General features: G+C 46.3%; 29 protein-coding genes. 10 read left to right on the top strand and 19 right to left on the bottom strand.

Annotation, left to right across the window (positions count from 1 at the left end):
* Positions 1 to 178: 178 nt before the first annotated feature.
* The 4 genes from QUB20_RS05525 to QUB20_RS05510 form a co-directional block, all read right to left on the bottom strand.
* On the bottom strand, positions 179 to 439 hold the full coding sequence (locus QUB20_RS05525; RefSeq protein ID WP_333245115.1) for a hypothetical protein: 261 nt from the start codon (positions 437 to 439) through the stop codon (positions 179 to 181).
* 171 nt (positions 440 to 610) lie between these two features.
* Positions 611 to 1,159, bottom strand: a complete 549-nt coding sequence (gene frr, locus QUB20_RS05520) for a ribosome recycling factor (RefSeq protein ID WP_333056539.1) — start codon at positions 1,157 to 1,159, stop codon at positions 611 to 613.
* Entirely contained in the window at positions 1,146 to 1,874 is a 729-nt protein-coding gene (pyrH, locus tag QUB20_RS05515) for a UMP kinase (RefSeq protein ID WP_333076369.1), read from the bottom strand. The genes frr and pyrH overlap by 14 nt, the downstream gene beginning before the upstream one ends.
* Positions 1,844 to 2,092, bottom strand: coding sequence for a hypothetical protein (locus tag QUB20_RS05510; protein ID WP_333291223.1), 249 nt, complete (start codon positions 2,090 to 2,092; stop codon positions 1,844 to 1,846). Before QUB20_RS05510 ends, pyrH begins: the two co-directional genes overlap by 31 nt.
* Positions 2,093 to 2,138: 46 nt before the next feature.
* Between QUB20_RS05510 and QUB20_RS05505 the strand changes: the two genes are divergently transcribed.
* The gene (locus tag QUB20_RS05505) at positions 2,139 to 2,264 is read left to right on the top strand and encodes a hypothetical protein (RefSeq protein ID WP_333291221.1); all 126 of its coding nucleotides are present in this window, start codon (positions 2,139 to 2,141) and stop codon (positions 2,262 to 2,264) included.
* Between the two features lie 5 nt (positions 2,265 to 2,269).
* Here the strand turns inward: QUB20_RS05505 and msrB are convergent, their stop codons facing one another.
* The 5 genes from msrB to speB form a co-directional block, all read right to left on the bottom strand.
* The gene (msrB, locus tag QUB20_RS05500; RefSeq protein ID WP_333245119.1) at positions 2,270 to 2,668 is read right to left on the bottom strand and encodes a peptide-methionine (R)-S-oxide reductase MsrB; all 399 of its coding nucleotides are present in this window, start codon (positions 2,666 to 2,668) and stop codon (positions 2,270 to 2,272) included.
* A 68-nt stretch (positions 2,669 to 2,736) separates the two neighbouring features.
* The gene (gene modB, locus QUB20_RS05495) at positions 2,737 to 4,554 is read right to left on the bottom strand and encodes a molybdate ABC transporter permease subunit (protein WP_333245122.1); all 1,818 of its coding nucleotides are present in this window, start codon (positions 4,552 to 4,554) and stop codon (positions 2,737 to 2,739) included.
* Positions 4,555 to 4,989: 435 nt separating this feature from the next.
* Positions 4,990 to 5,796 carry a molybdate ABC transporter substrate-binding protein gene (modA, locus tag QUB20_RS05490; protein ID WP_333245125.1) on the bottom strand — a complete coding sequence of 269 codons (807 nt, stop codon included), beginning with the start codon at positions 5,794 to 5,796 and terminating at the stop codon, positions 4,990 to 4,992.
* A 176-nt stretch (positions 5,797 to 5,972) separates the two neighbouring features.
* The gene (locus tag QUB20_RS05485; RefSeq protein WP_333239467.1) at positions 5,973 to 6,530 is read right to left on the bottom strand and encodes a thioredoxin family protein; all 558 of its coding nucleotides are present in this window, start codon (positions 6,528 to 6,530) and stop codon (positions 5,973 to 5,975) included.
* 133 nt (positions 6,531 to 6,663) lie between these two features.
* Positions 6,664 to 7,593: an agmatinase gene (speB, locus tag QUB20_RS05480; RefSeq protein WP_333245129.1), complete on the bottom strand. Its 930-nt coding sequence runs from the start codon at positions 7,591 to 7,593 to the stop codon at positions 6,664 to 6,666.
* A gap of 190 nt (positions 7,594 to 7,783) precedes the next feature.
* Between speB and QUB20_RS05475 the strand changes: the two genes are divergently transcribed.
* Positions 7,784 to 8,707 carry an alpha/beta fold hydrolase gene (locus QUB20_RS05475; protein WP_333245132.1) on the top strand — a complete coding sequence of 308 codons (924 nt, stop codon included), beginning with the start codon at positions 7,784 to 7,786 and terminating at the stop codon, positions 8,705 to 8,707.
* A 238-nt stretch (positions 8,708 to 8,945) separates the two neighbouring features.
* On the opposite strand, the gene QUB20_RS05470 is transcribed toward QUB20_RS05475, so the two are convergent.
* The 5 genes from QUB20_RS05470 to QUB20_RS05450 form a co-directional block, all read right to left on the bottom strand.
* Positions 8,946 to 9,380, bottom strand: coding sequence for a hypothetical protein (locus QUB20_RS05470; RefSeq protein WP_333243223.1), 435 nt, complete (start codon positions 9,378 to 9,380; stop codon positions 8,946 to 8,948).
* Between the two features lie 30 nt (positions 9,381 to 9,410).
* Positions 9,411 to 10,376, bottom strand: a complete 966-nt coding sequence (locus QUB20_RS05465; protein WP_333248714.1) for an RluA family pseudouridine synthase — start codon at positions 10,374 to 10,376, stop codon at positions 9,411 to 9,413.
* Positions 10,377 to 10,571: 195 nt separating this feature from the next.
* Positions 10,572 to 12,020 (bottom strand): RecQ family ATP-dependent DNA helicase, encoded by a 1,449-nt coding sequence (locus QUB20_RS05460; RefSeq protein ID WP_333248712.1) that lies wholly within the window; start codon positions 12,018 to 12,020, stop codon positions 10,572 to 10,574.
* Positions 12,021 to 12,057: 37 nt separating this feature from the next.
* Positions 12,058 to 12,423 (bottom strand): DUF4087 domain-containing protein, encoded by a 366-nt coding sequence (locus tag QUB20_RS05455; protein WP_333248710.1) that lies wholly within the window; start codon positions 12,421 to 12,423, stop codon positions 12,058 to 12,060.
* A 175-nt stretch (positions 12,424 to 12,598) separates the two neighbouring features.
* Positions 12,599 to 12,982: a hypothetical protein gene (locus QUB20_RS05450; protein ID WP_333162726.1), complete on the bottom strand. Its 384-nt coding sequence runs from the start codon at positions 12,980 to 12,982 to the stop codon at positions 12,599 to 12,601.
* A 33-nt stretch (positions 12,983 to 13,015) separates the two neighbouring features.
* Between QUB20_RS05450 and QUB20_RS05445 the strand changes: the two genes are divergently transcribed.
* On the top strand, positions 13,016 to 13,201 hold the full coding sequence (locus QUB20_RS05445) for a hypothetical protein (RefSeq protein ID WP_333248708.1): 186 nt from the start codon (positions 13,016 to 13,018) through the stop codon (positions 13,199 to 13,201).
* A 267-nt stretch (positions 13,202 to 13,468) separates the two neighbouring features.
* Entirely contained in the window at positions 13,469 to 14,023 is a 555-nt protein-coding gene (locus tag QUB20_RS05440; protein ID WP_333207798.1) for a M23 family metallopeptidase, read from the top strand.
* A gap of 154 nt (positions 14,024 to 14,177) precedes the next feature.
* On the opposite strand, the gene ftsH is transcribed toward QUB20_RS05440, so the two are convergent.
* Entirely contained in the window at positions 14,178 to 16,112 is a 1,935-nt protein-coding gene (gene ftsH / locus QUB20_RS05435) for an ATP-dependent zinc metalloprotease FtsH (RefSeq protein ID WP_333248705.1), read from the bottom strand.
* Positions 16,113 to 16,570: 458 nt separating this feature from the next.
* Between ftsH and QUB20_RS05430 the strand changes: the two genes are divergently transcribed.
* The gene (locus tag QUB20_RS05430) at positions 16,571 to 17,116 is read left to right on the top strand and encodes an NADPH-dependent FMN reductase (RefSeq protein ID WP_333248718.1); all 546 of its coding nucleotides are present in this window, start codon (positions 16,571 to 16,573) and stop codon (positions 17,114 to 17,116) included.
* Positions 17,117 to 17,267: 151 nt separating this feature from the next.
* Here QUB20_RS05430 and QUB20_RS05425 read toward each other — a convergent pair whose 3' ends face one another.
* Positions 17,268 to 17,498: a hypothetical protein gene (locus QUB20_RS05425; RefSeq protein ID WP_006635545.1), complete on the bottom strand. Its 231-nt coding sequence runs from the start codon at positions 17,496 to 17,498 to the stop codon at positions 17,268 to 17,270.
* Between the two features lie 132 nt (positions 17,499 to 17,630).
* On the opposite strand from QUB20_RS05425, the gene psb32 reads away from it, so the two are divergent.
* Complete coding sequence (psb32, locus tag QUB20_RS05420; protein WP_333248702.1) at positions 17,631 to 18,353, top strand: photosystem II repair protein Psb32; 723 nt, start codon at positions 17,631 to 17,633, stop codon at positions 18,351 to 18,353.
* 60 nt (positions 18,354 to 18,413) lie between these two features.
* On the opposite strand, the gene QUB20_RS05415 is transcribed toward psb32, so the two are convergent.
* Positions 18,414 to 18,797, bottom strand: a complete 384-nt coding sequence (locus QUB20_RS05415; protein WP_333066492.1) for a DUF4346 domain-containing protein — start codon at positions 18,795 to 18,797, stop codon at positions 18,414 to 18,416.
* A 61-nt stretch (positions 18,798 to 18,858) separates the two neighbouring features.
* Here QUB20_RS05415 and QUB20_RS05410 point away from each other — a divergent pair, with 61 nt between their 5' ends.
* From QUB20_RS05410 to QUB20_RS05400, 3 genes are all read left to right on the top strand, one after another.
* On the top strand, positions 18,859 to 19,233 hold the full coding sequence (locus QUB20_RS05410) for a hypothetical protein (protein WP_333291219.1): 375 nt from the start codon (positions 18,859 to 18,861) through the stop codon (positions 19,231 to 19,233).
* Positions 19,234 to 19,256: 23 nt separating this feature from the next.
* Positions 19,257 to 20,309, top strand: a complete 1,053-nt coding sequence (dcm, locus tag QUB20_RS05405) for a DNA (cytosine-5-)-methyltransferase (RefSeq protein WP_333248700.1) — start codon at positions 19,257 to 19,259, stop codon at positions 20,307 to 20,309.
* An 88-nt stretch (positions 20,310 to 20,397) separates the two neighbouring features.
* Positions 20,398 to 20,838 (top strand): DUF29 family protein, encoded by a 441-nt coding sequence (locus QUB20_RS05400; RefSeq protein ID WP_242716398.1) that lies wholly within the window; start codon positions 20,398 to 20,400, stop codon positions 20,836 to 20,838.
* A gap of 119 nt (positions 20,839 to 20,957) precedes the next feature.
* On the opposite strand, the gene QUB20_RS05395 is transcribed toward QUB20_RS05400, so the two are convergent.
* Positions 20,958 to 22,766: an aspartate kinase gene (locus QUB20_RS05395; protein WP_333248696.1), complete on the bottom strand. Its 1,809-nt coding sequence runs from the start codon at positions 22,764 to 22,766 to the stop codon at positions 20,958 to 20,960.
* A 214-nt stretch (positions 22,767 to 22,980) separates the two neighbouring features.
* Complete coding sequence (locus tag QUB20_RS05390) at positions 22,981 to 23,796, bottom strand: Uma2 family endonuclease (protein ID WP_333248693.1); 816 nt, start codon at positions 23,794 to 23,796, stop codon at positions 22,981 to 22,983.
* A 49-nt stretch (positions 23,797 to 23,845) separates the two neighbouring features.
* Here QUB20_RS05390 and QUB20_RS05385 point away from each other — a divergent pair, with 49 nt between their 5' ends.
* Positions 23,846 to 24,505: an HAD family hydrolase gene (locus tag QUB20_RS05385; protein ID WP_333248690.1), complete on the top strand. Its 660-nt coding sequence runs from the start codon at positions 23,846 to 23,848 to the stop codon at positions 24,503 to 24,505.
* Positions 24,506 to 24,774: the final 269 nt, after the last annotated feature.

Genomic DNA, 24,774 nt, shown 5'->3' with positions numbered 1-24,774 from the left:
GGGTGCTTAGGGGCGCACCTTACCGCTATTGGGAATGAGGAATTGAGAATAAGGAATTGGGATTTAAGAAGATTCTCTCTTTTTTCTTCCCTCAAAATCCATGCGTTAAATCCGTTGCTGAACTTCCTTCGTTCTAAAACGGCATCAGCTTTTTAAGAGCGCGGTTAGCGATATCGGCCTAACGCAGTTCGCCACACAAAATTTTGCTCATCAACTGAGTAGTCATCGGCAATTTGACGCCCGCTCTGTAAGCAGCTCCTGTAAACTGATAGAATGCTCTAGCCAAGCGACTGGCCCAAATCAGATGAGTGTTCCATTCTTGGGCGATCGATTGAGTGTAAGGCTCCTTAGCGTCGTCGGCACCTCCAAGAGCTCGATCGATCGCCTCAGCAGCCTTAAATCCACTAAAAATGGCAGGACGAATTCCTTCACCGGACAACTGGTAATGGGTGATTGGTCATGGGACAGGAGGAATTGGTAAGTTAATGAGTGTTAAATCTTGAGTTTTTAACTCACAACTCACAAATGACTAAGCGTCTGCTCGTTGTTCGCGGCCGGCTCTGAACAATCTCAAAACTCTTCCTATTCCCCATGCCCAATTTCCCATTCCCTAAACAGTCGTGATATCTTTCTCTTTGGCTGCCAGAACTTCTTCTATTTTGGCAACGTACTTGTCCGTCAGCTTTTGAATTTTATCTTGCAAGTCGCGGGATTCATCTTTAGAGATATCGCTGCTTTTTTCCTGCTTGCGAATCGAGTCAACGGCATCGCGGCGGATATTGCGAATTGCAACTTTACCTTCTTCAGCAAACTTACTGGCCATTTTGACAAATTCTTGGCGTCTGTCGCTCGTCAGCGGCGGAATGTTCAAGCGAATAACTGAACCGTCGTTGTTGGGAACGAGTCCTACATCGGACAGGGAAATTGCTTTTTCGATCGAGGTAAGCGCTGTACGATCGAACGGTTGAATGGTGATCGTAGTCGCATCCGGGGTGCCGATGTTGGCAAGGGATTTGATCGGAGTTGGAGAGCCGTAGTAGTCTACCATGACTCGATCGAGGAGGGAGGCGTTGGCCCGTCCCGTCCGAATAGTATTAAAAGACCGTTGAGTAGCCTCAACTGCCTTTTGCATATGATCTTCTGCTTCAGCTAACTTCACAAAAACCTCCGACAAGAGTTCCAATAGATTCTCCCATTACAGCTCGGTAGATGTTGCCCGACACCGAGAGGTCAAATACCATAATAGGAATATTATTTTCTTTGCAAAGGGCGATCGCCGTACTGTCCATCACCCGCAAATCTTGATTCAAGACGTGGGCATAGGTGAGGGTTTGATACCTGCGCGCGTTGGGGTTGAGGTGGGGGTCGGAATCGTACACCCCATCTACCTTAGTAGCTTTAAAAATCACCTCTGCATCAATTTCAGCCGCCCGCAAAGCGGCTGTAGTATCAGTAGTAAAAAAAGGGTTGCCAGAACCGGCACCAAAAATCACTACTCGTTTTTTTTCTAGGTGGCGAATCGCCCGCCGCCGGATGTAGGGTTCAGCTACTTCTTGCATGGCGATCGCCGATTGCACCCGCGTTGGCACTCCTGCTTGTTCCAGGGCATCCTGCAAAGTGATAGCATTCATCACCGTAGCAATCATGCCCACATAATCAGCAGTTGCCCGATCCATCCCTGCCGAAGCAGCTTTCACCCCGCGAAAAATGTTGCCGCCACCGACAACAATCGCGATTTGAATGCCTTGGGACACGACTTTGGCCACTTCTTGGGCGATCGACTGAACGACTATCGGATCGATGCCGTAGCCCAAGCTGCCCATCAGCGCTTCACCGCTGAGCTTCAGCAAAACTCGCTGATATACCATCCCCATGCCGCCACTATTTTTTTACTCTTTTTGCCTCCACCATAAGATAGCAGTATGGGTGCATTTTGAACATCAATTGCCCGGAACAGGCATCCTGCTTGTGCTGCCAGAGAATTTGTTTGTGGCGTCGGCTGCGCCGGTGAACAGGCAAGATGCCTGTTCCACAATCGGATTGATTTTTTCTCAGTGAATGCGCCGGTGAACAGGCAAGATGCCTGTTCCACAACCGGATTGATTTTTTCTCAGTGAATGCGCCGGTGAACAGGCAAGATGCCTGTTCCACAACCGGATTTATTTTTTCTCAGTGAATGCGCCGGTGAACAGGCAAGATGCCTGTTCCACAACCGGATTTATTTTTTGTGGGGAGTAGGGGTTGGGCTTCTAGCTAGCCCCTAAAAGAATCAATCCTTGGGAACGAAATTAAGAGCAGCAGAATTCATGCAGTAACGCTGACCGGTAGGTTTGGGCCCGTCGTTAAATACGTGACCGAGATGAGCGTCGCAAACAGCGCACAGTACCTCTGTTCGGCGCATGAACAAGGTGTTATCCGACTCGCACTTGACATTTTCTTCGCTAACTGGAGCGTAGAAACTCGGCCAACCGGTACCGGAATCATACTTTGTTTCTGATTTAAATAGCTCCGTACCGCAGCAAATGCAATTATAAATTCCGGGCTTTTTGTTATCGTGATACTCGCCGCTAAAAGCTCTTTCGGTTCCCTTTTTTCGGGCGACTTTAAACTGTTCTGGCGTGAGTTGTTGTTGCCATTCTGCGTCGGTTTTTTTAACTTTTTCAGTCATGATTTGATTGTGGTTAAGATGTATTTAGCTGTTGAGTGTTGACGGTTAACGGTATATTGCTAGTTAACTCATGCTTCCATTAATATTAACCTAATTGGCTCGATATGAACATACCAGGGAAAAGGATTGTCTTTAATAGCTCTCCACTTTTCCTTGAAAACTTCGGCTTGCAAGTGATAATCTTGGGAATCATTGGGAGGCGAGTGCAATTTGAGATATAATGTCACCCGGTGCGGAGTTTCCACAGTCGAGGCGATCCAACAAGCAAAAGTATTTTCACGATCGCACCCGCTAACAAAAATCAGTTGATGAGCCCGAATTCCCACAGAAACTAGAGATTTGGGAATTGGTTCGACTACAGTCAGAGTACAGCCCCAGTCGATCGCCTCCACGAGAGTTACGGAGATCGGTTTAGCGGCAGAGAAGTTCTTGCAGCCCGTCAACTGGGCGACGGTGAAGTTGCGCGGGCGATCGAAAATGTTCTGTTTTGTATCAAAGGCGATCGGCCTTCCCTCAGCCAAAACCAACAGATTTTTGCACACCCGGTAAACTTCCTCTAAATTGTGGCTGACAAACAAAGTAATGCCCCGATAATTAGCCAGAGTCTGCATTAACTCGCGTTCCAGTTGACTGCGTAAGTGAGTGTCCAAAGCAGAAAACGGTTCGTCTAACAGCAGCAATTCTGGAGAAGGGGCGATCGCCCTCGCCAAAGCCACCCGCTGCTGTTGTCCCCCCGAAAGTTCGTGCGGGTAGCGGTTTTCCAGTCCCGACATTTGCACCGAAATTAGCTGTTCTTTTACCCGAAGTTTTTGCTCGCTTTCAGATAAATGCTGCAAGCCAAACGCAATATTTTGAGCAACAGTCAGGTGAGGAAATAAAGCATAGTTTTGAAACAAAAAACCGATCCGGCGGTCTTTAGAAGGTACATTAATGCCCTGTGCTGAGTCAAATAAAACCCTGCCATTGACTGCAATTTTACCGCTGCTTGGAGTTTCCAAACCGGCGATACAGCGCAGAGTCATGCTCTTACCAGAACCCGACGCGCCCAAAATTCCCAGCACTTCCGAGCCGATATCAAAGCCGACATCCAAGGCAAAGCTGGAGAGAGGTTTGAAGATGTTTAAACAAAGTCCGCTTTTCGGTTGTTTTTGGGGTTTTGTGGTAAAAGTAGACGCGACTTTAGGAAGATTTGATGGCAATCTATAACTCGAATTTGGTTTGGGCGATATCCTTTGTAAATTCGTCCAAAAATTAACAGCAGTTAGCACGCTCAAAGAAATACTCAGAATAATCAAAACCCAAATAGCAGCTTGCCTCATATCCCCTGCTTCCACAGCAAAATAAATTGCCATCGGGATAGTTTGAGTTTGGCCGGGAATATTTCCCGCTAACATCAACGTCGCGCCGAATTCACCCAAAGCGCGAGCAAATGCGAGAATAGTTCCTGCTAAAATTCCCGGCCATGCTAGCGGCAACATAATTCGCCAAAAAACTTGCCACTCCGATGCCCCCAAAGTGCGGGCTGCATTGAGAAGATTCGCATCAATTTGCTCAAAAGCTCCCAAAGCAGTTTTGTACATGAGGGGAAATGAGACAACGGTGGCAGTAATGGCGGCCGCTTGCCAAGTGAAAATTATAGTTAAGTCGAATTGTAGCAAAAATTGCCCGATCGCCCCATTTCTCCCAAACAGCAGCAGCAGCAAAAATCCCACTACTGTCGGCGGCAAAACTAAGGGAGAAATGAAAATCCCTTCAATTAAAGCTTTACCTCTGATGCGAGTTGAAAGCATCCACCGGGCGGCGGCTATTCCCAGGAAAAAGGTAATAAATGTCGCAATAGCGGAGGATTTTAGAGATATCCAGAGGGGAGAAATATCAAATTCCATAAATCCTAGGGACGGGTTTCACTAACAATAATTGCCTCAAACAAATAATTTCCTAAACCCCCCCACACACAGATAAATCAAAATGTATAATTTGGGGATTCGCTCGTAGGGGCGGGTTTTACCAACAATCTTCGGCTAATACCAATAATTTCGTAAACCCGCCCCCACCCAACGGCAAATCGAAATGTATCTCTTTGAATACACAAGGTTATCTGTTGTGTGAGGGCGGGTTTATATAGATTGTTGGCGGGAATTAGATATTGTTGGTGAACCCGCCCCTACAAAATTTGGTTGTATCTCACATTTTGCACCATTCTCAAGAACAGGCAAGATGCCTGTTCCACAAAGAGTGAATTTTCTTGTGGAACAGGCCGGAAAGCCTGTTGCTAAACAAGTAATTGAGAATGGTGCAACATCTCAGTTGTATGAGACTAATTAACTAGCTATGCCAAACCCATATTTCTGAAATACTATTTTAGCCCGATCGCCCGCCAAAAAGTCAACAAACCTTTTCGCAGCAGCCGGATTGCGGCTGTTTCTGATAACTGCCAGCGGATAAACAATGGGCGAATGCAAATTTTCGGCAGCCGTTAGCCGCACAGTTACTTTGTCGGAGGCTGTGGCGTCAGTCGCATAAACTATACCAGCATCAACGTTACCGCTTTCGACGAATGTCAGCACTTGGCGGACGTTATTTCCTAGCACTAATTTTGGCTGTATTTGCCCCCACAATCCAAGTTTATTTAGCATTTCCTGAGCGTATTGGCCGACAGGTACGCTCTTAGGTTCGCCGATCGCAATTTTCTTTATTTGGGCATCTGTCAACTGTTTGAAATCCGTCAAAGCAACACCGTTTTTGGGAGTAATAAAAACCAGGCGATTTGTCAGCAAATTGCGGCGCGTGTCGTTAATTAGCAGGTTAGATTGCTGCAAAGCATCCATTGGGTTGGTGGCGGCGCTGAAAAATACATCTATCGGTGCTCCCTGCTGAATTTGCTGTGCGAGGGCGCCGGAAGCACCGAAATTATAAGTAATAGTAAAATTCGGATTACTGCTTTGATAAACAGTTTTGATTTCCCCTAAAGCTTTCGAGAGACTGATAGCAGCGGATACGTTTAAGGAGGTGCGCTGCAACGTATCGACTGAGGAAAAGTTCTTAAATAAGTTCCAACTAATCAGCAGTGCTAGCAGGAAGGCGACTGCGAAAATTAAGTTGGGAATACGTCTACTTTTTAAGTTCACAGACAATTGTTTTGAATCTTTTTACTCCTTACCAGGCTCTGCCTAGTAAAGCAGATTCGGAGGCTGTACCTCCAATTTTCATCCAGTCTTTGACGAGGCAGAGCCTCTGGAGATAGGTTCCCAGGCACAGCCAGGGAACCAGTTAATTAGTGCGGGAACGTTAATTTTAAATCTGCCTACGATCGCCATTTGACGGAACAGCCTATTGCCTCTGTAGTTGAAGGCTCAACGGGTTGACTGTTGAGCAATTGGTCGATCGCACTCCGCAGATAAGAAACCTGCACCGCCGCCGGATCGTCAGCGTTGTCGTCAATTAAACCTTTATAGCGCAGTTTGCCGTCTTGGTCTAACAAAAAAACCTCCGGGGTTTTAGAAGCCCCAAAACTTTCAGCCACATCTTGAGCAACATCCCGGATGTAGGGGAAGTTGAGTTGATTGTTGGCGGCAAAAATTTTCATGTTCTCAAAACTGTCGTCGGGATACTGGTTTGCATCATTAGCATTAATCCCGATTAAAGTAACATCTCGATCTTGAAAATCTGCTTGAAGTTCTTTCATGCGATTGAGATACAACTGCACGTAAGGGCAATGATTGCACATAAATATCACCGCGATCGCCCGAAATTTTTCTAAATATCGAGCTAAATGGTGAACTTCTTCGTCAACTCCCGGCAGTTCAAAATCGGGAGCGTAGCCGTTAATGGGAGTACCCGTTGTATCCATTAGTAAACTCATGTTTTCAGGAGGTGAAGAGGAGTATTTGCCAGCATGAAAGATGAAACTGTCAGCACGAATAAAATTGGCTGTTGTTTGGCTTTAGCTTAATTCTAGCCTTGCCAACAGCCTATTTTGATTCGTGCTTCGCGATTTATTCCTCGTCTGGCTTTAGCCAACCTTGAGCTAGAGCTTGGTATCCAATAAGTTTGTATGCTAATTTGGCGGCGGTAAATTCTGAGACTACAGAATCTACAATAGGTGCTAATTCCATAATGTCACACCCGATTACTTCGTAGGACTCGAAGACGCGGCGCAAAAATGCGGTGAGGGAATACCAATTTAACCCGCCCGGTTCGGGTGTTCCCACCCCTGGAATTAAAGTCGGATCGATGCCGTCTAAGTCGATCGTCAAAAATACTCGCTTAGTTGTTATGCTGGCAATTGCGCGATCGGCCCAATCCGGTTGAGTAGCGATTTCTCTGGCTCGAATCACGTTTAGCTGTTTGGCTTTAATCAAGTCGGCTTCTTCCTTGCAGATAGCGCGAATCCCGATTTGCAGTGTCGGTAAGCCCATATCGACAACACGTCGCATCACGCAGGCGTGGTTGTGAATCGAGCCTTCGTATTCGTGTCGCAAGTCGCCGTGGGCGTCAATTTGCACGACTGTGAAAGGTTCGTTTGGGTATGCTTGGCGATAACCTTCGACAACGCCGGCAGTGATGCTGTGTTCGCCTCCGAGGGAGATGACAAATTTATTTTCGGTAACTAGCTGGTGGACTGCTGCTTGGGTTACTTGCAGCATTTCTGAGGATGAAACTGGTTGTCTGTTGCGGGTATCGGCGATCGGCTCTTTTGTATAAATTCCGACATCGTAGCAAACTTCGGCATCCAATTCTTCGTCGTAGCACTCGAGTTGATGAGAAGCTTCTAGAAGTTTGGCCGGCCCGTTTTCGCACCCCCGGCGGTAAGTGGTGGTAGCTTCGTAGGGAATTGGTAAGATTACTACTTTGGCGGTGTCGTAGTCGGGTACAATTTCAGACCCCAGAAATGGTACGACTGCTGTGGAAACGATCGTTGGCATAAGGGAAATTTTAATACAGCAAAGAAGTCAGCAGGTTTAATCGTGACATACTATCGGCTCTAACTGCAAAGTAGTCATTAGTCATTAGTCATTAGTCATTAGTCATTAGTCAGCAGTCAGCAGCTAACAATGCCCCATGCCCTATGCCCCATGCCCAATCTAAAATCTAAAATCTAAAATCTAAAATCGCATGACATCTTCTACTCCCGCTTTGTCAACACTTATTTCGCCTCAAACTTGGCTGTGGAAAGGCTTTCCGATTTGCTACCAGGCTGCTGGTTCCCAGGGGCCTGCGGTGGTGTTTGTCCACGGTTTTGGTGCGTCTTGGGGCCACTGGCGCAAGAATTTGCCGGCGCTGGCTGCTGATTGCCGCTGTTATGCGATCGACCTCATCGGTTTTGGCGGTTCTGCTAAACCCGCGCCCAAGCTTGAGATTGACTATACTTTTGAAACTTGGGGTCAGCTAATTGCTGATTTTTGTCGGGAAGTTGCGGGCGGGCCGGCTTTTTTGGTGGGAAATTCGATCGGCTGTGTGGCAATTATGCAAGCGGCTGTTGATTTTCCCGATATTGCTTCTGGCGTAATTTTACTCAATTGTTCCCTACGCTTGCTGCACGATCGCAAACGCGCCGAATTGCCTTGGTATCGCAGTTTTGGAGCGCCAATTGCACAAAAAGTTTTAAATGTCAAGTGGATAAGTCAATTATTTTTTAAACAATTAGCAACGCCAAAAACAGTAAAAAAAGTGCTTTTGCAAGCTTATCACCGTCCTGAAGCTGTCAGCGACGAACTGGTAAATATGCTGCTGGAACCTGCTAAAGACAGCGGCGCAGTTGAAGTATTTGTGGCCTTTATCAGTTATTCTCAAGGCCCGCTACCGGAGGATTTGTTGCCGCGTTTGAGCTGTCCGGCTTTGATTTTGTGGGGTACGGATGACCCTTGGGAGCCGATCGCCTTGGGGCGAGAATTGGCAAAGTTTCCGGCTGTTGAAAAGTTTATTCCTTTGGAGGGAGTGGGACACTGCCCGCAAGATGAAGCGCCGGAATTGGTCAATCCTATTTTACTCGATTGGATTAAAGAGCGATCGAGATTTGCCGACAATCCGCCCCTTTAATCAACAAAAAAATAGGGACTTTAGCTAAGGAATGAGAATTAAATAACTTCCACAAGATTGTGGGATGGGCGTCCCGCCCGTCCTTTTTGGACGGGCGGGACGCCCATCCCACAATCTTGTGGAAGTTATTTAATTCTCATTCCATCTGCGGTTTGCCTATTACATCAAAAATTTAGGCAAGAAGTTTAATCAAGAAAAAAGGCAGGGGGAAAAATGTTTATAGTAAGGCCTTTAGTCATTAAAAAGGTAAAGGATCAGGTTCTGACGGTAACAGACTTACGCCAGTATAAGCTGATTGGAGTCGATCAAAAATGTATTCAAAAGCTTCTTCAAAGTGTCTGGGTTCATCAATGAGAATCTTGAATTCGTGACCCCAAGGATAAACGGTGACAATGAAATTGTCAATAACTTTGTTAACACTCAAAGATATTTCGACTGTTTCGCGATCGCCCTTTTGGGGATTTTCGGGATTTTCGCAAACATCGATCGCACCATCAAAATACAGAATGCCATTGTCATCAAACTTCTGATTTTGCTTTTGAATCGGGCATTCCAAATAATCGCTCATTTGCTTGATAAAAATGTCACTAAAATCCTGACAAGCTTCGCAGGATTCGCGGTATGCTTGCCGGGATGCGGCGTAAGCTTTGCAAAGTTCCTCAAATTTAGACATAGAAATTACCAGTGTTAACTGCCCAACATATCAAGTGTGAGAGCGCAATCGCAATATTTTTAACAAGGTGTTGAATTGATCTGGTAAAGGTGCGATCGCCTCTATTAATTCTCCGGTTACGGGATGCTGCAATGTCAGCCGCCATGCGTGGAGGGCTTGTCCGGTTAAATTGACGCCGATAGAACGGTTAGAACTGTACATCGGGTCGCCGACAATGGGATGTTTGATCTCCGCTGTATGCACGCGAATTTGATGGGTGCGGCCGGTTTCTAATTGATAGTGCATTAAGCAATAGTTGCCGATTCTTTCTTTGATTGTCCAGTGAGTAACTGCGGGGCGACCGCCTTTTTCTACGGGTACTACCGCCATTTTTTTGCGGTCTGTGGGATGCCGCCCGATGGGTAGGTCTATTGTACCTGTTTCGGTGTTGGGAGCCCCGTAAACTATGCCTAAATATTCGCGGCGGGCGGTTTTGGTTTTGAGTTGGGCTTGCAGGTGTTGGTGGGCGATGTCGGTTTTGGCGATCGCGATCGCGCCTGTTGTATCTTTGTCTAATCTGTGTACGATTCCCGGCCGCTGAACTCCGCCTATTTCTGCTAGGGGACAGTGGGCTAACAAAGCGTTGACTAATGTACCATCTGCGTGTCCAGCGGCTGGGTGGACGACTAATCCGGCTGGTTTGTTGATGATAATTAGGCTGTCGTCTTCGTAGAGGATGTCGAGGGGAATTGCTTCGGCCTGCAACTTTGTGGGCTCGGTTTCGGGTAAAGTGAGGTGGATGCGATCGCCCGTTTTTACTGATATTTTTTTCGAGGTACAGGTTTCGTCGTTGACTTTGACATTGCCTTGTGATATGAGGCTTTGGATTCGCGATCGGGATAAGTCCGGTATCTGGTTTGACAGCCAAATATCTAATCGCTGATTGACATTACTGCGATCGAATTCCTCTGTATTTTCTACTGTGTAAATCTGTGCCGCAGTGTCTGTTTCTATCATTTAGTTTTTACTATTTTTTGCCAAGTCTGTAAAGCAAATATCTTAATCATAACATCTGTGAGTTAGTTCGCGATCGCACGGGTAGCGAGAAACCGGGTTTTTTCACAGCAATACTTCGTTTCTGCCCGCAGACTGGGTAAAAAACCCGGTTTCTTTGGTCGGAGTGGTTAAGTCGCTTGAGTATAATCGTCAATTCTATCTACAATTATCGCAGTGGCCGCAGCGCATTGATGTAGCTTCCTTGGTAAAACCAAAAGCTTGCAGCAAAAAGTGCCACCTGCACTCGCGATGTTTGAGATATTTTGCCATTTCTTCCGCTGCGGTAAAATTTTGTTTTTCGCCTTTTTGCTGTGCGGATTTGTCGATCGCATAATTAAAAGGATCTTGCCATTTTAATTGTCCGCTGCTGTGCAAGATTGAAAGGGCGATCGCGCTTTCGGGAAATTCGCGGGAAACTGCTTCTATATCGCCTTTAACTGGCAGTTTTTTTGCTAATTGCTGAGCTTCTCGGTATTGCGATCGCAATTTATCTTGAAAAAACTGCCCTCTTTGTTTATCTTCGGGATAAAGCAAACCCGTAGGTTCGCTAATCAATGTCAGGGCGATCGCCGATTTGCCGTCGCGTCCGCCTCTACCAATTTCCTGAATGTATTCCGATAATAGCAAAGGTGCTTGATAATGAACAACCCACCGAACGTCTGGCTTATTAATTCCCATACCGAATGCTGAGGTACAAGTCACGAATTTAAGGTCATTGTTCAGCCAAGCTGTTTCTATTTGTCGTCGTGATTCTGGACTTAAACCTGCATGATATGCTGCTGTTTCATAACCTGCTGCTTCCAACAAATCCGCCAAGCTTTCGCTATCTTTTCTCGTGCGGACATAGACTAAACCTGCTTGTTTGGGTCGAGCTTTGATAAAATTTAATAACTGCTGTTTTCGTCCTCTCGGCGTCCAGACTGTTTGCACTTGCAGGTGTAGATTAGAACGGTAGGGACTTAGCAAAAATGCTTCGGGTTTTTGCAGTTGCAAGACATTTTTGATTGTCTGCTGTGCTTCCGGGTTGGCGGTAGCGGTGAAAGCGGCGATCGCAATTTTACTGTTTGCTGGTTTAGCTTTCAACAAAGCCGATCGCACTGTTCCCAAACGGCGGTAAGCTGGTCGAAAAGTATCACCCCACTGCACTAAACAGTGAGCTTCATCTAATATTAAACCGTTGATTGGTATGTGTGGCTGACTGATAATTTCCCAAACTGGTTTGCTGAGTAATGTTTCGGGAGACAGGTACAGCAATCTTAATTTGTTTTGTTGCAGCGACTGCATAGTTTGTCGGCGCTGCGCTGTTGGCAATTGACTGTGGAGGAGGGAAGCGGGAAGATTGCGATCGCGCAATTCTTGTACTTGATTTTCCATCAAGGCGACTAACGGCGAAACTACCAAACTTAAGCCTGTTTGTAACAAAGCTGGTAGTTGAAAGCAGATTGATTTGCCGCCACCTGTCGGCATAATTATAAGTGTATCTTTTCCTGCTAATAAACTACCGACGATTTCTCCTTGGGGTGGTCGAAAGTCGTCGTATCCCCAAATTTTTTTAAATGCGGCGCGGGCTTGATTTAATGATGTTAGTTCTGGTTTAAAGTTCATTTGACTGAGTTAAAAAACTTGTATGGTTTCGCCACAACTAACGAATTTTTGGCAAATTCGGATCTTTTCGACAAGTCGAGAGTGGTAATTGTTCACCACCTTGTATCGTGGTAATTCTCATTCGATTTCTATCTGTCACCACATTTAAACAAGCACAGCCATATCCATAATTAACATTAGTTTTGACATATTCATCGTCGTTAAAAGGAGGAATATTGTTCATTCCTCCGGCTTGATATCCCCCTTGCACCGAGATAGTCCACTGAGCATCTTTGTCTTTGAGATACCAATTAGCAGGCGTGGGATTTATTAACCATCCGCACCTGGTTTCAGCCGCTTTCGCAGGAATAACAACGATCGAAAAAGATGAGATAATTGCAGGTATCAACCACTTGAGTTTCATAGCTTTACATCCTAATTTTTGAGCGACAATCATACAGTAATTACGCGCTTCAAGAAAAGAAACAGAAACCTGGTTTTTTAGCGGATCTGCGGGTGACAACGAAATATTGTCGCAAAAACCAGGTGTCTAACTACCTGCGTGTAAGTTTTGTCCAAAATCCAAAATCCAAAATCCCCTAAGACTCCTCGCCGTCTCGGCGGCCGAGCTCGTACACGCCGCCGCCAATACAGGCGATCGTACCCATAGATACCGCCCAACCAGTGCCCAGAGACAATTCGACGCCCCAATTGCACAATCCCCCCACAATCAAAAAGGGCAGAATACTCAACAGCGAAGCGTAAAAGGCATTTTGGGCTTCTCTGGCTTGGCGGGTTCTTTCAAACTCGGCTTCTGAGGTGTAGAGGGATCTCTCGGCAAAATTCATCCAGCGGTTGAGTTGCAGGATTACCCATTCTGTGAGGGGCGACAGGCCCCAGTACAGGGCCAAAGACCACAAGGACGCACCGGCGATCGCAGTTGCGTCTATGGCAAAACTAAAGGGAAAAATTTCAGTAAGCATTGCTTGATATTTGTGATGAATTTGAGATTTTGGATGTCATCCAAAATCCCCGAACTTAACTATAGTGTCAAGCAAAAGCTCGATCGAATTCAACCGCAGCACGAATTCCTCGGCCAATTTTTTTTTATCACCCCTAGCCATTTACCCGGAAGCCTTGACACGGGTTTTGGATGGAGTAAGATACACGTTGTTGATAAACTGATTCGCGATCGCGGGTAGAGCTCAAAGCCAATCTTGCAGCGAATTGGCATAACTTACATCTTGCACCCTTCTGAGAAACGGGCAAGATGCCCGTTCCACAAAGGATGATTTTTTTGTGGGCTGGGCCGGAAAGCCCACCCCTGAAAGCTTTATTGACCAGGGTGCAATATCTGAGCCTAACAGACAACGCAAACTCACACACACATTTAACTTTGAGCCGTGAAAAAAATCCTGCAAGACTCTAGAGGCCCGCTGACGGCAAAACGCTTTTTTCGTCTCAGACAGATGCTGCTGCTGGCACTTTCGATCGGCATTGTGTTGATTAGCCCTTATTTGCAGCAGCAGGTGGTCAAAGCTCAGTCAGGCTTACCAACCAGAGTAGCGACGGGTAATTTGTGGCAAGAAGCTTCTTTTCCAGTCGAAAACTTTGAAACCTACACTTCCCCCTTCGGCCCCCGTGGCGGGGATTTTCATTACGGGTTGGACTTGGCCGCCCCGGAAGGCAGCTATATCCGCAATTGGTGGGGCGGGCAAATTGTGGAAGTTTGGGAAGATGGCCGATGCGGCACTGGTATGATCGTGCGATCGGGAAATTGGGAACACATCTACTGTCACCTCAGAGGCCGAGTGCTAACGGCTAACGGCGGGCGTTATTATACCGATCGCGAAGGTACCTTGCAAATTTGGCAAGGTCAAACAGTGCCTGCGGGTGCGAGAATTGCCAGAGTTGGGATGACCGGCCGCACGAGTGGGCCTCACTTGCACTGGGGATTGAAGTACGGCGGCCGCTGGGTTGACCCGGCTTTGGTTCTCCGGGAAATGTACGCGCAACAATCTTAATTAGTCATTAGTTAGTAGTCATTAGTCATTAGTCATTAGTCATTAGTTAGTAGTCATTTTTGGGGTTTGTAGTAATGAGTAAAGTCCTGATTTTTTCGAGAATGAGGAATAAAGTCATCACTACAAACTTGAATAACTAATGACTAATGACTCTTTATGTTGGTGCCAACTCTTTTTTGTTTACCTCGGTGTAGCGAGCGACAATTTGGCGGAATTCATCGCCGTCGATCGTTTCTTCATCCAACAGCGCTTCGACAAGTTTGTCTACCAAATCCCGATTTTCGCGGATAATTCGGCGAGCTTCTTCGTAGCACTCAAAGGCAATTTCCCGGACTTGGCGATCGATCTTGATTGCCATTTCTTCGGAATACTCGGATCGCGAATTCCAGCTTTGACCCAAAAACACCTCATTGTTCGGACTTTCCAAAGCCACAGGCCCCAAATCCGACATTCCATAAAGCGTTACCATCTCCCTCGCGAGACTGCTAACTTTTCTGAGATCACTACCGGCACCGGTGTCGATTTCAGCATCGCCATAAATTTCGGCCTCCGCCGCCCGTCCCCCCAAAGCTACTTTAATTCGGTTTAACAGCAAAGCCCGACTTCTCAAACCTTCGCTGTCGAGCATTTCGTCGTCGAGCACAAAGCTAGTAAAGCCTTCGACCCCGCCGGAACGCGGAATAATCGTTACTTTTTCCACCGGGTCGGCATTTTTGAGCATGGTCGCGACTAGGGCGTGTCCGACTTCGTGGTATGCTGTCATCCACTTTTTCTTGCTATCCAGCAGCGGGTTAAGGGTAAGCCCGATCGTGATCCGGTCGATCGCGTCGTGAACTTCTAAGTTAGTAATCGTGTCTTTGCGACGCCTCGCAGTGAGAATTGCTGCTTCGTTGAGCAAGTTTGCCAAGTCAGCGCCGGAAAAGCCGGGAGTCCGGCGGGCGATCGTGTCTAGGGCAACTTCTGGGTCGAGTTTTTTGTTGCGCGCGTGAACTTGCAAAATCCCCAAACGCCCTTTGTAACTGGGTAAATCTACCGTTACTTGTCGATCGAACCTGCCGGGCCGCAGCAGGGCGGTATCTAGCACGTCGGGCCGGTTAGTAGCTGCAATCACAATCACGCCGCTGTTACCCTCAAAGCCGTCCATTTCTGTCAGCAACTGGTTGAGAGTTTGTTCGCGTTCGTCGTTGCCGCCGCCGATACCAGCGCCGCGCTGCCTTCCTACGGCGTCTATTTCGTCGATGAAGACGATGCAGGGCGAATTTTCTTTAGCTTTCTTGAACAAGTCGCGGACGCGGGAGGCGCCAACTCCGACAAACATTTCGACAAATTCGGAACCAGAAATGCTGAAGAAGGGGACGGCTGCTTCGCCTGCGATGGCTTTGGCCAGCATTGTTTTGCCGGTTCCGGGAGGCCCGATTAACAGAACTCCTCTGGGAATTTTGGCGCCGATGGCGTTGAAGCGTTCGGGTTTTTTGAGGAAGGTTACGACTTCTTGCAGTTCTTCTTTAGCTTCTTCGATGCCTGCTACGTCGTCGAACATCACGCCGGTTTTGGCTTCCATTTGGAAACGGGCTCTGGATTTGCCGAAGTTCATGGCATTTCCTTGAGATTGGGTCGATCGGCGCAGGATTGCCATCAGCACTGCCAAGACTGCAAAAATCACTAGCAAGTTTATTACTAAACTGACTGCTGCTGCGTTATCTGCTGTTTGTTTGACTTCAAAGTCAATCTTTTTGGCGCGGATTTGCGAGTACAGTTCTCGGTTGTTGTAGTCGAACAGACTAACTGATTGGGTTTGATCGCTTTTTTGATTTTTTAGCCTAACCTTGGCAGTTCTTTGAGTTTCGTCTACTTCGATTTTACTGACTTGCCCTTTTTCTATGTTGTCGATGAGTTGGCTGTAACTCATGGTGTTTGGCGCACTCTCGGCAAACACCGGGGTCGAGAGCAATATTCCTTGAGAAATCACCAAACTGCCCAGGATGCGCCAAAGATTCCGTCCTGGAATTGATTTTTTAGGATTCTGGCTCGACTTGTCTTTGTTTACAGCTAGATGCCCCAGCCATGCGTGTTTCCAAGAATTTTTCATATTGCTTTGCCCAAGGTTGAAGACTGCCAAGATTGACCGCTTGTGGTTTGCTACGTTCATTTATTTTAACAAGATGCCGGGTGTTGGATGGGTTTATCTCTCGCGGGCATCCTAAGAGGCCCCTCAAGAGGGGGGGTTTTGAATCCACGGCTCCTCAAGAAACCGGGTTTTTTACCTAATCTGCGGGCTATAACCCAGAATTTTGCTCAAAAAACCCGGTTTCTGGGCCCCCTCCACTGAACTTACCCACGGCTCCTCAAGAAACCGGGTTTTTTACCTAATCTGCGGGCTATAACCCAGGATTTTGCTCAAAAAACCCGGTTTCTGGGCCCCGTCGGTAAATCTAAAATCTAAAATCTAAAATCTAAAATCGATTGACAGTTGTCGATCGAACTTGCTATGTTAATCATACTCGTAATGAGTACGTTTTAGTCAAGCAGTTATTGTTTTTAAGCTTTATGGTAAAAATTGTCGGCATTGGTGGAAGTTTGCGGGCTGGCTCCTACAGCCAGTTAGCGTTGAAGGTGGCAGCAGAACGGGCGCAGGCTTTGGGCGCGGAAGTTGAAATATTGGATTTGCGATCGCTCAATCTGCCATTCTGCAATGGTGAGAATGATTATCTCGATTACCCAGATGTGGAAAAGCTGCAGAATGCGGTTAAGCAAGCCGACGGCTTGATTTTGGCAACGCCGGAGTATCACGGTAGCATCAGCGGTGCTCTCAAGAATGCCCTGGATTTGATGAGTTTTGAGCATTTGGACGGGAAAGTTGCGGGTGGGATTAGCGTTTTGGGAGGGCAAGTTAACAGCAACGCACTCAACGATTTGCGAACCATTTTGAGATGGGTGCACGCTTGGGTAATTCCCGAACAAATTGCGATCGGACAAGCTTGGAAAGCTTTTAGTCCTGATGGTAAATTATTGGATGAAAAACTGTCTGAAAGGTTCGACGAATTTGCTCGGAGTTTAGTGGAAAATACGCGGAAATTGCGAGGAATTTCGTAATTGTCTTTCAGGAAAAACGCATTCCTGGACGCAACTGGCATATTATTCGGATACGTCAGTTGCCATAATTTCTCGATTTGAAGAGGCTTTCTCTCTAGCAGAGCACCCTACAAGCTGTAATGTAACAGTTAACAGTCAACAGTCAACTGAGTCAAAATGGCATATCGATCATGTCTCCGAAAGGATGGGGTACGTCGATCGGCATTCTTCCGGGTTTTGACTCATATTTGTCTATCCACTTTTTGGCCAATTCCAAAGCTTCCTCCTCTGTCTTGGCATTTTGGACGGCGACGTGGCGGTTGCCGCGGCTATCCCAAACCTCGACGTAGAAGACTTTCTGGGATTGAATAATCCAACCTTTATAAGTGTCTGCTGGTTCCATAGTTAGAATCCTAAAATAATCGGGCGGGGAGTTCCACTGACTAGCTAATTGTAAATATTGCCCTGCATAAAATGAATTTTACGGGGGTTTCTATAGTATTTTTGGAAAAAAGTCAGTTTTACGGTTAACCTCATGACCAGACTCCTGAAGCAATTATTTAACTGGAGAAAATATCTCCAACCTTTGGCCGCGACGATCGCGATCGCCCTAATCGCATCCCAGATGGCGGTATTGCCGGCATTGGCGACTGGCGTTTACGAAATACCGATGTTGTCGGCGGGCGATCGAACTTGGGTGTTCGACAAAGGCGACGTGCTCAGCCGCAGTAGCGAAAGCAATATCAGCAGCGTGCTCGACAACCTGGAAAACAAAACAGGGAAACAAGTCCGATTTGTCACCATCCACCGCTTAGACTACGGTGAAACGGCTGCCACTTTCACCGACCAACTGTTTGAACAGTGGTTTCCCGCAAAAGAAGACCAGACTAATCAAATTTTACTCGTTCTCGACACTGTTACCAACAGCGCGGCAATTCGGACGGGGGAAGGGGTGAAATCCCTGCTAACCGATGAAATTGCCCAGAGTGTGGCCGGGGAAACTGTGCAAGTGCCGCTGCGGGAAGCGAATAAATACAACGAGGCATTTGCGGCTGCAAGTACGCGCATTGCAACTGTTTTGTCGGGCGAACCCGATCCGGGTCCTCCTGAAGTTGTTGACAACATTCAAGTTGAAGGCACGTTTAAAAAAGCTGAAGAAACAGATCAAGGCAATGCCACAGTTGTTGTGGTTGTGCTGTTGGTGTTGGCGACAGTGATTCCGATGGTGACTTATTTCTGGTATCAAGGTTTTTCGTGATCGGGTGCTGCTTGCATCCGATCGGTTGCCGTTTTGTCAAGAAAATATGGCAGGGCTGCACTAATCTTGAACGTATTCTCGATCGCTCAACAAAGCAATTTCTGCCCGTACAAATTCCCGTCCCAGATAAGCCGCGTGATCTAACATTGTCACCGGGCTGGGGCGGGTTTCTTCTAGGATTTTGACACAAAGTTCTTTGGCGGTTCTGCCGGTAAAAAGTGTGGACTGAGTGCGTTCTACTTTGCCGCGGGCGGGGATGGGTTTGCCAGTTTCGGGATCGACGGCGAGGCCTCGATCGTCGATGATGTTGGTGAAATGTTTGGCACAAATTAAGCTGGTTTCGCGATCGAGATAGATGATGAAGTAGCCGCCTGGATCGAGGTCGATGTGGCGTTTGGATAGCTTGTCATCGATTGCGGTGAGGTTTTCCAATGTTTGACTCATGGTTGGTGAAAGGAAGTAAAGAATAGCTATATTTTTTTTGCTATTTCTAGTTTAGTCGGCTGTGGGACAAGTTTGGGACATTGGTTGGTTGAATGCGGGGGGAATTTTCGGGCGATCGACATTCTATCCGATATCTGTGGGGACAGGGCATTGCCGTGTCCGGCGGTGGCTGCTGCGACTTTTAATGAGTGGTATAAGATTGAGGACTGTCACAATACTTGTGGAACTTGATAGAATGAACCGCAGAGAGCGCAGAGAACGCAGAGTGAAAGAAGAGAGAGAAACAAAATATGTTATCACTGAGATATTGCACCATTTGCAATCAGCTTTTAAAGACCGGGTTGTCCTGCCCACCACCAGAAATTCACTCTTTGTGGAACAGGCATCTTGCCTGTTATTGAGAATAGTGCTCTTCGGTGAGTTATCATTGGGGTGAGTAATTTTGGGATTTAATTATAAATGAAATTTATAGATTTATTTTCAGGAATTGGAGGTTTCAGACAAGGTTTTGAAAAAATGGGCTTTGAATGCGTTTTTTCCTGCGAAATTAACAGCAAATGCCGACAAGTTTACACGGAGAACTTCGGTGAGGTTCCTTTTGGAGATATCAGTAAAATTAATCCCGTTGAGTTAGAAGACTTTGATGTTTTAGTCGCCGGGTTTCCGTGCCAACCTTTTAGCATCTGTGGCAAAAAGCGAGGTTTTGAAGATACTAGAGGCACGCTATTTTTCGAGATTTGTAAAATTATCAAAGTAAAGCAACCTCAAGTAATTGTTCTCGAAAATGTCAAGCACTTAATCCATCACGACAAGGGAAATACATTAAAAGTAATTATTGCCAGTCTTGAAGATTTGGGATACAGCGTGAATTACAAAATGCTGAATGCTAAAGACTTTGGAATTCCTCAACATCGTGAAAGAATATTTATTATTGCAACTAAAGGTAAACCATTCAATTTTTCTAGAGTTAAAATCCAGTTTACTCCAAAAATCAGGGAATTTCTAGACGAGACAGGAGATTTTGAAATATTGGATAAATCCGAGTATACTCTAATTGAGTCTCCGAGAAAGCAAGATTCGGGACTTTTATTTGTAGGTTACAGAAATAAAGGTACTTGGAAAACTGGCGTGAGGCCGAATACAGAACATTTATCGAGAGTTCACAGACAGCCTAATCGCATTTATTCGGTAGATGGAGTGCATCCGACAATTCCTTCGCAAGAAACATCGGGCAGGTTTTTTATCTACATTCCTGAGCAAGATAGGGTGAGAAAGTTGACGCTGAAGGAATGTTACCGTCTTATGGGTTTTCCTGAAGATTTTAAAAGTTATCCGAGTGCGGGGGAAAGTTACAAGCAAATTGGGAATTCGGTTTGTGTGCCGGTGGTGGAGGCGATCGCCCAAGAAATATTAAGTCAAAATTTATTGTATGATGAAAAGAAGGAACTACAAAGATGTCCAGAGTCCCGGATTCTGGAACCAGTTGAGACTCTAGTTAACACTCTTACTTGAGATTAACTTTCTTATTAAACAATTTTAGAATTAACCAAGCGCTAACTTTGAGCTATAATATAAGTCACCCAAGATAGATATAGTCGTCATGGAAGAATTACTCACCTTAAAAAGCTTACTGCTAAAAGGGGATATACCTGGGTCATTAGCTATAGTTGAAGAACTAGAAGAAATGAGCAAAAAAGACATCATTAAAACTATTCGCAGCTATGCAGTGATTTTACTATTGCATCTGATTAAACAGCAAGCTGAAAATCGCACAACTCGCTCTTGGGATATCTCGATTCGGAACTCGGTTCTAGAAATTCAGGAGGAAAATAAGCGACCGAGAGGCGCGGGTTTTTACTTACCTCTAGAAGAGTTACTCATTGTTTTAGAAATGGCGTATCGACAAGCTATTAACAAAGCTTCCCTAGAAGTGGAAGAAGGGCGTTATGAACCAAGAGAATTGTCGCAGTTAGTGAATCAAGAGGCACTTATTAATCAAGCAATGACTTTAATTTCACAAGAAGCTGAAGATAAGGACTAAAGTTACCCAAAGTCAGGAGACGGCAGTGCCGTTTCCCTACAATTAATTGAGGTAGGGAAACGGCAGTGCCGTCTCCTCGATTTTTGTAACGACACGGCAGTGCCATTTCCCTACTTGTCTTAAGCTGGAACTTGGATTCTTTCAGTGCCGGCAAGTTCAAAGGCTGCGTGAATTGCCTTCAAAGCAGTTACGCCTTGTCCTTCATCCACAACGCAGCTAATTTTAATCTCGGAAGTTGCAATCATTTGAATGTTGATTTGCTGGCGGGAAAGCGCTTCAAACATCTTTGCCGCTACTCCCGGATGCGCTACCATCCCGGAACCGACAACGCTAACTTTGGCAATTTGTGTATCGACTGCTACTTCGCCCCATCCGAATTCTGGGGCGGCTTTTTCGAGGACTATTTTAGCAGCTTCGGCGTCAATTTGTGCTACGGTAAATGCGATGTCGCGAGTTAAGATACCGTCGATATTGTGACAGCGCTGCGACTGAATGATTGTGTCTACGCTGATATTTTCTTCGGCTAAAAGTCCGAACAGTTTTGCTGCTACTCCGGGTCGATCGGGCAATTGGCGAATTGCCAGACGCGCTTGATTGAGATCCAACGCAACGGCGCGGACTGCAGGCGGTTTGTGGGAGGATGAACGCAGCCCAACAGGGGAGTTGGCGACATCAAATGTTTTGCAGAGTTCGGCAACGGCCCGATCGCAATCTTCGGCATCGATCGCACAACTAACTTTTACCTCGGAAGTGGAAATCATTTGAATGTTAATTCCCGCATCCGCTAAAGTCTTAAACATCTGCGCCGCTACCCTCGGACGACCGATCATTCCCGCACCCGCAATGCTAACTTTAGCTATGGGCCTTTCTTCTGCTTTCACTTCCGGTTCTCCCAATTCTGGGCGAGAATTTTTGCCGAGGGCGGGGATAATTGCATCTGCAACGGCGGTGGCTTGTTGCAGAGATTTTCGCGTCACTGTGAAGGCAATATCGTTAGTATTTCCTTCATGAATTGACTGGATAATTAAGTCTACATCGAGGTTTTGTTGGGCGATCGCACCAAACAACCGCGCTGCTACACCGGGGCGATCGGGCAAACGCAGTAGCGACACCCCCGCCTGATCTAAGTCAAATTCCACCGCATCGACGGCTTTTGCGAGCTCCAAGCCCTCCAAAGGCCGGGGTTGCGGGGGTGGGGACACTACACGGGTACCGGGGGCGTCACTCCAGCTAGAAAGCACTACTAGGGGCACGCCGTAATTCTTGGCAATTTCTACCGCGCGCGGGTGGAGGACTTTTGCGCCCAAACTCGCCAATTCCAGCATTTCGTCGCAAGTGATTTCGTCCATCAATTGCGCGTCGGCAACCAAGCGCGGATCTGTAGTCAGAATTCCGGGCACGTCGGTATAAATTTCGCATCTGTCGGCCCGCAGCGCTGCAGCGAGGGCTACTGCGGTTGTGTCGGAACCGCCACGGCCCAAGGTGGTAATTTCCAATTCTCCGGCATCGGCGATACCTTGGAAACCCGCCACAACAACAACTTTACCGCTTTTTAACTGACTCTCAAGGCGATTGGGATCGATTCGCAAAATCCGGGCGCGGGTGTGGGCGGCTTCGGTGACAATGCCGACTTGGGCGCCGGTGAGGGAAATGGCGGGCTGTCCCATTTCCTGCAATGCCATGCTCAAAAGTGCGATCGAGACTTGTTCCCCAGTGGAAAGCAACATATCCATTTCCCGCTTGTTGGGATTTGGGGAAATTTCCTTGGCGAGTTTAACTAAACCGTCGGTGGTTTTGCCCATCGCTGAAAGTACGACAACGAGAGAGTTGCCGAGCTGTGCTGTTTTTACTACTCGTCTGGCTACTTCCAAAATGCGATCGACTGTACCAACCGAGGTTCCGCCATATTTCTGAACAATTAGTGCCATAGATTCTACACAAAGCTACAAAATACTTATCAAATAATACAAGCAGCTTCTGGATTAGAAGTGGTAATTTTTAAAATTACCCTACGACAAACCGGAGAAAAGAGAAAAAATATCTGCGTAAACGACAAAAAATATGTGGGTATGGGCGGGTTTTACCAGCCCTTTAATTCTCTCACACCAATAATTTAATAAACCCGCCCTCTTGATTCGGACTTTAGCCTCCTTCTAGCTCTCGCAAACGCGCTTCTAAAGCTTGAATTCGCAGCTCGGCTTCTATTCGCCTTTGCCGTTCTTGTTCTGCTTCTGACTGCGCTTGTTCGACTGCCAATTCCGCTTGTTCGGCGACGAATTCCGCTTGTTCTACCCGTTCATCAGCGGCCAGCAGCAAATTCCCCTCAGCATCCCACCAGCGCATCCAAGGCAGTTCTACGCCCTGATAAATTCCTTGCCAAATGCCTAATTCCAATCCCATTGGCTCGATTTGGTAATGTCCGCGCTGATTTTCTGACATTAACTCAAATCTATCTTCTACCAAATGATAGCATTCTATTTTGGCTTTTTTGACTTCATAAATTCCGTAAAAAGCAGGTCGAATAATCCGCTCGTAAATCCAGAATTTGCCTTTTTTGGGAGTTTTATCTCTTTCTTCGCTGCCATCTCCAGAGACAAATTCTAGTATAATTAACGGCGGCATTAATTCTTTCCACATTACATAGGAACGCCGCATATTTCCGTCGAGAGTTGGCGGCACGTCGGGCACGTAAAACCAATCTGGTGCTTCGGCTCCTTTTTCTGGCGGTTCTGGGGGTTTCGGGACTCGCCAATAAATACCTGAATCTTGACCGATGCAGTATTGTCCGTCGGGATGAAGTTGGTCTAAAATGGGTCGGACAGATGTTGTTAACAGGATGCTTTGAGGGAGTTCTTGAAAGTTTTTCACAAAAGTACCGTCGGAGTCTGGTAATTGAGTGTGGTCTGGAAATTCTGTAAAATCTGTTACTAGAAGTTCGGGTTTTTCGGTGACACTCATGTTGACCTCTTGAATGTTTAAAAATTCTACTTCACATTGGGAACGGAATATGAGTCAGTACAAGTTAATTATTTTCGACTTTGACGGCACTTTGGCAATTACTCACAAAGCTATTGTATTTTGCTTTACCAAAACTTTTGAGACTTACAATATTGCCCCGCCTAGTGCTGATACTATTATAGGTACGATCGGCATCAATTTACCAAATAGCTTTAAAATCCTCCATCCGGCGATCGCGGAAAGCGCAATTCCTGAATGGGTTGAAACTTACCGCTCTTATTATCGGACTGAAGGTGAAAAGCAGGTAGAGTTATTTACCGGGACAAAGCAAGTGTTGCAGTTGGCGCGTCAGTCGGGATTGAGCCTGGGAGTTTTCAGCAACAAACAGGTTACTTTTGTTAATTTATTACTAAAAAATTTGAGCATTCACAGTTTTTTTGATTTGATATTAGGTGATAACGGACAAATAATTCCGAAACCCAATCCGACTGTTTTTCACTCGATTATTAAACCGCTGTTCCCGGAGTTGGATAACAGTCAAATTTTAATGGTTGGCGATACAGCGATTGATTTGCTGTTTGCTAAAAATGCTGGGATAGATGTTTGTTGGGCGGCTTACGGATATGGCGATCGCGCTCAGTGTCTCGCCCTAGAACCGACTTTCGCGATCGACGATATTTCAGAACTTGCTGTGTTCGTTAAAAATTAATTTTTCCTCGGTTTGTTTGAGAGAAGAGTTTGAATCATTTAACTATAAAGTATTTAATTAATTTTTTTTACGAGAGCCCGATGATGTATTTTTTATTTAACTAAAAAAATAAATGGCCGAACTTGTAAGCCGCCCAAACTCTGCCAAGCAAACCATACCAGAGATAGAGTTATGGTGGGAACAACTATTATAAATTAACAACTAGGATTCCTTTGAAGGTAGAAGGCACAAGGCAGAAGGCAGAAGGAAAAAAAAACGATGGAAGCCAG

Origin of the sequence: Microcoleus sp. B4-C2 (assembly GCF_036705265.1) — a bacterium.
Classification (GTDB): Bacteria; Cyanobacteriota; Cyanobacteriia; order Cyanobacteriales; family Microcoleaceae; genus Microcoleus.
This window is presented reverse-complemented; position numbering and strand designations above follow the sequence as displayed.